This is a genomic window from Henriciella aquimarina (assembly GCF_002088975.1).
GTDB lineage: Bacteria > Pseudomonadota > Alphaproteobacteria > Caulobacterales > Hyphomonadaceae > Henriciella > Henriciella aquimarina.
Genome location: NZ_NCST01000110.1, coordinates 1 through 9,665, shown reverse-complemented (window position 1 = coordinate 9,665; position 9,665 = coordinate 1). Strand labels below are relative to the sequence as shown.

The 9,665-nt window shown below is 59.1% G+C and carries 10 protein-coding genes; 3 read left to right on the top strand and 7 right to left on the bottom strand.

The window, feature by feature from the left end:
* From B8784_RS16705 to B8784_RS16690, 5 genes are all read right to left on the bottom strand, one after another.
* Nucleotides 1-599 (bottom strand): efflux RND transporter permease subunit (locus B8784_RS16705; RefSeq protein ID WP_143435589.1); only part of this gene is annotated, 599 nt, incomplete at its 3' end.
* A gap of 12 nt (nt 600-611) precedes the next feature.
* A complete protein-coding gene (locus B8784_RS16700; protein ID WP_084399038.1) occupies nt 612-1,859 on the bottom strand; it encodes an efflux RND transporter periplasmic adaptor subunit in 1,248 nt (415 codons plus the stop codon).
* Complete coding sequence (locus B8784_RS16695) at nt 1,856-3,151, bottom strand: TolC family protein (protein WP_084399037.1); 1,296 nt, start codon at nt 3,149-3,151, stop codon at nt 1,856-1,858. The genes B8784_RS16700 and B8784_RS16695 overlap by 4 nt, the downstream gene beginning before the upstream one ends.
* 73 nt (nt 3,152-3,224) lie before the next feature.
* Complete coding sequence (locus B8784_RS21410) at nt 3,225-3,533, bottom strand: DUF2946 family protein (RefSeq protein ID WP_034813617.1); 309 nt, start codon at nt 3,531-3,533, stop codon at nt 3,225-3,227.
* Between the two features lie 124 nt (nt 3,534-3,657).
* Nucleotides 3,658-4,122: a MerR family transcriptional regulator gene (locus tag B8784_RS16690; RefSeq protein ID WP_084399036.1), complete on the bottom strand. Its 465-nt coding sequence runs from the start codon at nt 4,120-4,122 to the stop codon at nt 3,658-3,660.
* Nucleotides 4,123-4,666: 544 nt separating this feature from the next.
* Between B8784_RS16690 and B8784_RS16685 the strand changes: the two genes are divergently transcribed.
* From B8784_RS16685 to B8784_RS16675, 3 genes are all read left to right on the top strand, one after another.
* Entirely contained in the window at nt 4,667-5,266 is a 600-nt protein-coding gene (locus B8784_RS16685) for a cation transporter (RefSeq protein ID WP_013301506.1), read from the top strand.
* Nucleotides 5,267-5,451: 185 nt separating this feature from the next.
* Nucleotides 5,452-6,279 carry a DNA -binding domain-containing protein gene (locus tag B8784_RS16680; protein ID WP_084399035.1) on the top strand — a complete coding sequence of 276 codons (828 nt, stop codon included), beginning with the start codon at nt 5,452-5,454 and terminating at the stop codon, nt 6,277-6,279.
* Between the two features lie 52 nt (nt 6,280-6,331).
* Complete coding sequence (locus B8784_RS16675) at nt 6,332-7,174, top strand: DNA -binding domain-containing protein (RefSeq protein ID WP_084399034.1); 843 nt, start codon at nt 6,332-6,334, stop codon at nt 7,172-7,174.
* A 122-nt stretch (nt 7,175-7,296) separates the two neighbouring features.
* On the opposite strand, the gene istB is transcribed toward B8784_RS16675, so the two are convergent.
* Together istB and istA are read right to left on the bottom strand one after the other, a co-directional pair.
* A complete protein-coding gene (gene istB, locus B8784_RS16670) occupies nt 7,297-8,061 on the bottom strand; it encodes an IS21-like element helper ATPase IstB (protein WP_084396756.1) in 765 nt (254 codons plus the stop codon).
* On the bottom strand, nt 8,058-9,545 hold the full coding sequence (istA, locus tag B8784_RS16665; protein ID WP_169712612.1) for an IS21 family transposase: 1,488 nt from the start codon (nt 9,543-9,545) through the stop codon (nt 8,058-8,060). The genes istB and istA overlap by 4 nt, the downstream gene beginning before the upstream one ends.
* Nucleotides 9,546-9,665: the final 120 nt, after the last annotated feature.

Here is a 9,665-nt window from a genome sequence, read left to right as displayed (position 1 = left end):
TCATAGGACGTCAGTTGGTCTGGATCGAGCCGGACCTGATATTGCTTTTCAAAGCCGCCGAGCGACAGGACTTCGGTCACGCCTTCAACGGACTGGAGCGGATACTTGATCATCCAGTCAGCGATCTCGCGCAACTCGACAAGCGACCGCTCGCCGGTTTCATCGACGAGACGGTAGTACATGATAATGCCAAGGCCGGTCGAAATCGGTCCCATCTTCGGCGTGCCGAAGCCTTCGGGGATGGCCTCGCCCGCCTCGCCAAGACGTTCGCCGACAACCTGGCGCGCGAAATAGACGTCCGTGCCGTCCTCGAAATAGATATTGATGACGGACAGGCCGAAATTGGACGTCGAGCGGATCTCCTCAACCTTGGGCAGGCCGGACATGGCCGTTTCGATCGGATAGGTGACATAGCGCTCGACCTCTTCGGGTGACAGGCCTTCAGTCTCCGTGAAGACCTGGACCAGCGAGGGCGAGGGATCGGGAAAGGCATCGACGGGAAGGCTGCGAAAGGCAAACAGGCCGCCGATGGACAGGGCGAGTGCGGCAATGGCGGCAAGCAGCCGGCCACCCGCAAGGCGGTGCATCAAATTGATCATTTTGCGGGTCTCCTAGTGTGCGTGGCCGTCGCCGAAAGCGTCTTTTTCAAGCTGCGCTTTCAGGGTGAAGGCGCCCTCGGCAACGAATGCTTCGTCGGCCTCGAGCCCGGAAATGATCTCGGTATAGCTGCCTGCACTCTCTCCTGTCCGGACCTCGCGCGGTTCGAACCCGTCATCCGTCGGGACGAAGACCGACATCCTGTCTTCAACACTGACAATCGCATCGGAGGGAACGCGCACGACGGGGCGCCCCTCTCCCGTGTCGATCCGCGCCGTTACGAACTGACCGGGCTTCAGCCTGTGTTCGGCATTGTCGACAATGACCCGCGCGGTCGCGGTGCGGGATGCCTCATTGATGACAGGCAGGACATTTGAAATTGTCCCTTCGGCCAGGACGCGGCCATCTTCCTGCTGGAAGGTCACGGTCTGGCCTTCGCTGACCTTGCCGAGATCTTCCTTGTAGACGGCGATGTCGGCCCAGACGACGCTATCATCGATGATGACAAAGATGGGCGCGCCGCCAGCCGATACGGTTTCTCCAAGAGAAACGCTCCGCTGAATCACCTCTCCGGCAAGGGGAGCCGTCACATAGGCTTGTGCAAGCGACCCGTCCGCAGCCTCATTAAGCTTGTCCAGTGTGCCATGACCAATGCCGATCGCATGAAGCCTGTTTTCAGCAGCTTCCCGGCCGGCATTGGCTGCGGCGAATGCCGCACGCGCCGACTGCAGATCGGCCTCGGCGGTGATTTTCTGCTCCCAGAGGTTTTCCTCACGCTCAAGCTCGGCTTGCGCGAGGCGCTCGGCGCTCAGGGCATTCAGATAATCGGCCTTTAGGCCGGCGAGTTCACGACTGGTCAGCCGGGCAAGCGTGGCGCCGGCTTTCACGATATCGCCTTCGCCTGCATAAAGTTGGGCAACGGTGCCCTCGACCTGTGGCGAGACCCTTGCGACACGGTCCGCATCGAAACGGATCTCGGCCGGCAGTTCCAGCTGGCCCGAAACCGCTCCGGTCTGGGCTCGCCCGGTCCGGATACCGGCAGCTTCCGCCTCTTCGGCGGTCAGCTCGACATGATCGCCGCCATCGGCATCATCATGGCTTTCATGCTCCTCATCACTACCGTCTTCGTGGTCGTCATGGCCATCTTCGGCTTGTGGGGGCGTCCGGTTTGCACCAGACGAATCGGAGGCGTCATTGCCGCAAGCACTAAGATACAAAAGCGCTGGCGAAAGCAGCGCCGCATAGAATAAATTCAGTTTCATTGGATCTCTCCTTCGAACGGCGCGGCGCCAATCAGCGCACGCAACCGCAGCGTGTATGTCTGGAGCGCCAGCCGGGCATCGATTACGGCGGCGCGGGTTTCAATCAGACTGCGCCGCGCGTCGAGCGTGGCGGTCAGGTCGAACTTGCCAACCCGGTAGCCCTCTGCCGCAGCTGTATAGGCTTCTTCTGCGAGCGGCAGCGCTTCGCCCTCGAGACGCTGCAAGCGAGACTTCGCAGCCCGCACCTGCGCGGCGAGGCTCGCTTGCTCGGCCCGCAACCTTGCCTCAACAGTCTGTGCTGATAGCTCGGCACTCTGGGTACGTAATCCCGCCGCCCGCGTTGCGTCCTGATTGTGGTCAAAGACCGGCAAAGGAACACTGACACCCGCCAGAAACGCGCTATCGCCCGTGTCCTCAAATCTTCGGACACCAGCCGATACGGTTATATCAGGCCATGCGCCGGCGCGGGCCCGGTCCGTCGCCGCGCTACGAGCCGTCGCTCCGGCCTTAGCCGCCGCAAGTGACGGATGAACGCCAGAATCTGGTTGAGCCGACCCACCCGCCGGATCTGTTACGATTTCCGCAGTGCCAGACAAGACAAAGTCGATCTCTGGACTACCCCAAACGGACGCAAGCGCTAGCCCTTTGGCTTCGACCTGGCCCCGCGCACCATCCGCAACCGCCTGAAGCGCTGCTGCTTCAGCCCGCGCGCGCAGCAACTCAGGCGGAGCCGACGCTCCAGCGTCCACGCGACGCTGGACGACGCCAGAGAACTCGGATGCGAGATCGGCTGAGGCCTGAGCGACCTCGGCCATGTCGTAAGCGGCACGAAGTTCCAGATAGAGTTCCCCTGCGAGTTTCTGAGCTTCCAGGCTTCGTACAGAACATTCGGCACTCGCCAATGCGGCTTCAGCTCTGGCGGCCCGCTCGGAAAGTCTTCGTTTATCGCCAAGCTGTAAGGTCTGCGCCACTACCAGGGTCGTCTCGTAGGCATTGAAGCCTTCAAGCGATCCGCTGCCGGCAAAGTTCTCGGTTTCGACAGACAGAGATGGATTAAGCCAACGGCTCGCCTGATCGGCGTCGGCCGATGAAGCTTTCGCCTCGAGAGCCGCCGTCAGAACTTCAGGCGAAGCATTGGCGGCGCGAGCAATAGCCGCGTCGAGCGTCAGTGGTCGGGATTGATCATAGTCAGTCGCGCCGACATAGACAGAACTACACCCTTGCGCATAGGCCGTACCGGCCATGACCGGCAGGGCGAGCGCGGTGATCGCGCTGCATATAAGAATTTTCATTTTTGCTGGTTTCCTCGTCCAGATTCAACGACAGCGAGGCCGTAGCCACGCAAAATATTCCTGTGTCGTTGGTCTAGGCGCGAGGAGGACGGTAAAGACCGTCTGGGCGGAGGTTCTCGAGAAAAGAACCGCCAGGCAACAAATGTTTTGTCTGCACGACAGACTTCGGAGCGCCGCTTAGATCGCCGCCGCCTATCAGATGGAAATGACAGCTTCCGCACTGATGCGCGGTATGGTCATGACCTTCATGCGATGGCTCCTTATCAGGGGCATCTTGGGCCAGCTCACTCGTAGAACATTCCTCTGCGGCCTGATCGCCCGGATGCATGATATCCGCCGCAGCCGTCATCGGCGCAATAACAAAAGCTATCGCCATCACCATGACGAGCAACCTTCGTAAACACGTTATGACTTGGAACGGAAACATGATTGCTGGGCTAGCTACTTTCTTTTATGATCGGGTAAACAGGCTCACTCTCTTTTTAGCACCTCCAGTCACTGGAGGGTCAAGCGCCTTTTGACGGAAGCCCTGCAAGCACCTCGGCGCCATCATGCTGTTCGTGCAAGCAATTCTCGTGCTGGCCAAGGGCAGCGAGTACAGAGCAGGTCCCGATCTTGCCGCCTTCGCAGGCGCGGATCATGCGCTTGAGCTCGGCCTCGAGCGCCTGCAATTGGGTCAGCCTGCGGCGAACCTCGTCAAGCTGGCGACGTGCAATCTGGTCAACCAGGACGCACTCCCTGCCTGGCTCTACCTGCAGCGAAATCAGTTCCCTTACCGCTGAGACGGGAAACCCCAGATCCCTTGCATGACGTATAAAACGGAGACGCTCTACAGAGGCCCCTGCGTACAACCGCTGTCCGCTTGCGCTGCGTTGCGGCTCGTCGAGCAGGCCAATGGATTCATAATAGCGGATTGTCGTGACTTTTACGGCCGTCGCCCCTGACAGTTTTCCGATCGTCATCAAGGCCATGATAGCGCCCCTTGCCCCTCTAGTTACTGTAGACTGCAGGAAATAACCCTGACGGCTGAAAACACAAGCGCAGGAGGCAACATGAGTGGTGATACGACAATCCAGATACTCGGCATTGCCACAGGTGGCGCAGTTGCTGTGATTCCTATTTGGTCTGCAGCCTTCCCCGCGCAGAGAATTTGGCTCCCGCAGCGTTATTCGCGTTTCGTGGCACCAATCATCTGGAAGGGTACGATCACGAATTTCGGAGCGGCGCTGTCGATTGGGGCTTCAGGTAGGGCAACCGCTCCCGTACCCTGCTGGGCGATATTCGGCCTCGGGTTTGCCCCTCTCATCATCGCGAATATGGTGGTTTGGCGCGCAGATTTCCGGTTCGGTTTCGACGAGACACCAGGAGCCAAGGGCACACTTGCCACCACAGGGCCCTACCGCTACTCCAGCTATCCTCAATACGCTCGCAATACAAAGCTTTCTAACGGAGACGCTTCGATAAAATTCTTACGGTGCATCTCCCCTCACCGACAACGCATGGTAAAATCATAGGATGGGTAGCGAAGACTTGAAAATCGAGACGTCAGACGAGCGCCGAACTCTTCAAATCGTACTATGGCTAAACATACTCATAGCCATTGGCTTTTTTGTCACAGGCTGGTTCGGCGACTCCAATGCCCTCCTGGCGAACGGGCTGGATAATTCCTCGGACGCGATTGTGTATGGCTTGAGCCTGCTTGCACTTACACGTTCGCAGATCTGGAAACGCAACGCCGCTCGACTGTCAGGTGGAATGCTTCTTGTATTTGCCGTCGGCGTCGCCGGCGACGCAATCCGTCGATACTTTGAAGGATCTGAACCCCTCGGTCTCATCATGCTGGCAATGGCCGCGATTGCAGGTGTTGTAAATCTGATCTGTCTCTGGCTTTTGAAAAAAATAGAAAAGAAGGATGTAAACCTGCGAGCCGCTACAACATTTAGTTTCAATGACTTCATCTCGAATGGGGGGATCATTCTCGCGGGCGTAATCGTACTGTGGACTGGGTCCAACTGGCCAGATCTGCTTGTCGGATTGGGAGTCGCGGCGATTGCGGTATATGGTGGAATCGATATTCTGCGCGATGCGCATGCTGATAAGCATCAGTCAGGATGATGCCCCAAACCCGGAATGAAACAAGTGCGTAAAATTCTCAAAATGGTGCGCGCGCAGCGTCACTGGGCCTCGCATGATGGGTTCCCAAGCGTTACCGTAACAAATATTTACTCGATCAACTTTCTATTCCGGCATTGAATTTGCTTTCCCTGTTGAGTTGAATCTCTCTTGGGAAACGAGGACAAATGTCCCGGCTGGCAGATCATATAAGTGCTTATGACTACACATGGTTGTTGTCAGACAGCAGATGGGCCTGGGAGTTCCTGCGCCGAAACCGCCGGTTTCTTGAGGACTCGTCGCTTCCTTCCGCGAGTGAGCTTAGTTTCGCTCCCGCCTGCCATCAGATCACCCTCGTGCGCCCTAGAGCCCCTCAGGCGCTTGCTGAGCGATGGGGGCTCGCCTTCTTCCCGGATCCAGAGGATAGCGGCCTTGAAGCCGACGCGTTCTGGTCGGGAGGTCTCTATCCGAGGCGGGTTCACATGCAAGTTTCTCCGAGTGGTCCTAATGAATCCTGTGAATTCTATGATCGCACTGTTGGCATCTGCAGGATAACGCACTTCACCGACCTCGCCGGCCGCGAACAATTTCTTCTCAAGGGAAATGGCTGCGTCATTCAGGTGTTCTGCACGGGCATGTCACTTCTCGCCCGCGAACCTGTCAAGCTTAGCTTCATCATCGACAGTCTCGACGAATTCCAGGCCAAGCTGAAAACGCTCCAGCGCGCCCAGCGTGTCTATGACCCGCAAGCAGAGGCGGATATCCCGGAATGGACTCGCCATTCCTTGGCCCTTCGCAATGCACTGGTCGCACTCGATTGTCATGATGCCCAACTCTCATATTTTGAGACGGCGCGGTTTATATATGGCGAAGAACGGGCCCGCGAAGCTTGGCACAGCCCAAGCCGAGCGATGAAAGACGAGATGAGACGTGCCCTTGCCCGCGGCCGTGACCTGCGGGACGGCGGTTATGCAACGCTTCTCGGACCCGTCGAAAACGCGCTTCTTTTAGCCTGAAGTAGAATTTTGGCACCTCTTTTGCAGCACCCGCTTGTGAAGGAGGCACCTGATGAGTCCCGCCGACACACCCTCGGTCCGTATTGATCTGGATGACTACGCCTATACTTGCCGACTCTCCAGAAGTCGCTGGGCTTGGGAATTTCTTCGGCGAAATAGCGAATTCAGGCAAGCCGCCCTGCGGGCTGGCGACTCACAGATATCTGAAAAGCCAGCCTGTCACGGCATCCGGCTGCTCCGGCCGCTATGCGACCAGATCGACGCTGAGAAATTCGGCTTGGTTTTTTTTCCCGACATAGACGCGAATGGCTACGAGGCCGACGTCTTCTGGATCCCTGCCCTCTATGCTCGCGCCCTGACCATGCAGGTCGTACCGCGTCATCCGAGCGAGCGCGACGATATTTTCGATCAGACCATCAATGTGTGTGAAGTCACCCACCTCACAGATCGCGTCGGCCGGGAATACCTGATGATCCGTGGGCACGGCCACAGCATCCAAGTCGCTTGTTCTGGTCTGTCACTACTCAGCGTCGAACCCGTCCGCATGAAACTGATCATCGATAATGTGTCGAGCATGGACGAAACACTTAAAGTCATCGGCAAGGCTCAGCGTATTCTTGGCAAGGACGATCCGAGTTTCAACGACACCTGGACACGCTCATCGCTTGCGTTTCGCAATGCGCTCATTGCGCTCGATGCGCATGAGACCGGTCTAACTTATTTTGAAACCGCTGCCATCATCTATGGCGAGGATCGCGCCACCGAAGCCTGGCAGAGCCCCAGCCGGGCCATGAAAGACGAAATGCGCCGCGCCCTCGTGCGAGGACGTGAACTCCGGGATGGCGGATATGTCAACGGCGGAGTAAAACCCGACCAAAGGGCGGCGCAAAAGTAGGCCACTTTGGGGTTGGGCGTGAAGGGCGCATAGAGCGCTGGCGGCCAGTCGACCGCGCTCCCCAAATAGCTGGCGGTTGACTGGCCGCCTTGGCCCGTGAGGGCCAAGTCATGGATTGTCGGTCAGGAGGTTTTGGTGGCTTTTCGCGCCTGGCTTTGGGCCAGGCGATAACTTTCGCCGTTCATCTCGAGGATGTTGACGTGGTGGGTCAGCCGGTCGAGGAGCGCCCCGGTCAGGCGCTCGGTTCCGAAGGTCTCCGTCCATTCATCGAAGGGCAAGTTGCTCGTGATCAGCGTAGCCCCGCGCTCGTAGCGCTGCGAGATCAATTCAAAGAGCAGCTCGGCCCCGGTTTTGGAGAGAGGGACGAAGCCCAATTCGTCGATGATCAGCAGCTTGGCGTTGGCCATCTGTTTTTGGACCCGCAGCAGGCGACGCTCGTCGCGCGCCTCCATCAGTTCGTTGACCAAGGCCGCGGCGGTGGTGAAGCTGACCGTCATCCCTTTCTGGCAAGCAGCGAGCCCCAGGCCGAGGGCGACGTGGGTTTTGCCGGTGCCGCTTGGGCCGAGGGCGATCACGTTCTCGCGCCGTTCGATCCAGTCGCAGCGCGCCAGTTCCAGCACCTGCATCTTGTTGAGCTTGGGGATTGCCTTGAAGTCGAAGCTGTCGAGGCTTTTGGTGGCCGGGAACTTGGCCGCCTTGATGCGGCGCTCGACCATCCGTCGCTCGCGATCGATCAGCTCCAGTTCGACCAGGCGCGTCAGGAACTGGACATGGTCCAAGCCCTCGGCGGCGCATTGGCGCGCCACCTTCTGATACTCACGCAGGAATGTCGGAAGCTTCAGCCTCTTGAGGTGATGCTCCAGCAGGATTTCGGGGGCATGGGTCATTCCGCAGCCTCCGACATCAGGGACATGTAGCTGGCCGCTGAGGTCGTCTCGACCCGCGCCCGTGGCAGGTAGGGGTACACGTCGAGGTCGAGCCGTGGTGGCCGCTTCTCGACCTGACACAGAACCAGATGCTTCACAGCATCAAAGCCGACCGCGCCCATCTTCAGGGCCTGCTTTACGGCGGCGTGTAGCTCCTCCATGCCGAAGGTCTCCAGAAGACGCAGCACCTGGACATACTCGCGGCGCCCTATCTTCAGCATGCGCGCTTCCATCAGGCGGCGCAGCGTGTCGAACTCTTTTGGCAAGTCCCACTCCGCAAGGGGCGCAGCCTGATCCAAAGCATTGATCTTGCGTTCGATCAGCGGGAGGTAGTGGATCGGATCGAACACCATGTCCTCGCGCGCGTAGCACCGCGGATGGCGTGCGATCACGTCCCCACGGCAGCCAATCACCACCTGATCGACATAGGCCCGCACCCACACATCCTGATGGCCATAGGCCACGGGGACCGAGTAATCGTTGGTGTTGTAGCGGACCAAAGACTGGGAGCTCACCCGGCCGCTGGCCTGTGCGCAGGCCTCAAAGGGGGCGGCTGGCAAGGGGCGCATCTCGGCCAGATCCCGCTGCAGGCGCGCGCCGATCATCTCCGTGTGCCCACGCAAGGTGTCGCCCTGACGGGCACGGCACTGCTCTTCAAGGTAGGCGTTGAAGCTCTCCCAATCCGGGAAGTGGGGGATCGGCACCATGTGGTTGCGGCGCACGTAGCCCACCATCCCCTCGACATTGCCCTTGTCATTCCCTTTGCCCGGCCGCCCGTAGCGGTCTCGGAACAGGTAGTGCGACAGCAATCCGCTGAACTGCGTCGCGCGGACCCGTGTCCCATCCGGCTGGATCTTCGAGACCAGGCAACGGTCGTTGTCATAGAGAACCGACAGAGGCACCCCGCCAAAGAAGGCAAAGGCATGCACATGCCCGTCCATCCAGGCCTCCGCCGTCGCCGCCGGATAGGCCCGCACGAAGTAGGCATCGCTGTGCGGCAAATCCAGGACGAAGAAGTGGGCCTTTTGTTCGACACCCCCGATCACAACCAACGCTTCGCCAAAATCGGCTTGCGCATGGCCCGGCGGATGCGCCAGCGGCACGAACATCTCACGGGTGCGTCGTTCACGCTGCCGAACGTAGTCCTTGATAATCGTATAGCCGCCGGTGAACTCGTGTTCCGCCTTGAGCCGCTCGTGGATCCGCTTCGCTGTGTGGCGCTGCTTGCGAGGCAACTTCTTGTCCTCTTCAAGCCAGCCGTCGATGATCTCGCTGAACCCATCAAGCTTGGGACGCTTGATCTCCTTCGTGCGCCGGTATCCCGGCGGCGATGAGAACGCCAACATCTTGCGAACGCTGTCGCGCGATATGTTGAAATGGCGCGCCAGATCCCGCTGGCTCATCCCCTCGCTGCGCGCCAGCCTGACCTTCAGATAAAGTTCCACGGTGTAAATCTCCTCGCCCTCCCTGCTGCCGCAAGAAGGGAAAAAGTGGACGACTTTTACGCCGCCCGCACCGCCAATACGACGGCGCTACCGTGGTCTAATTTTGCACCGCCGTTCTCA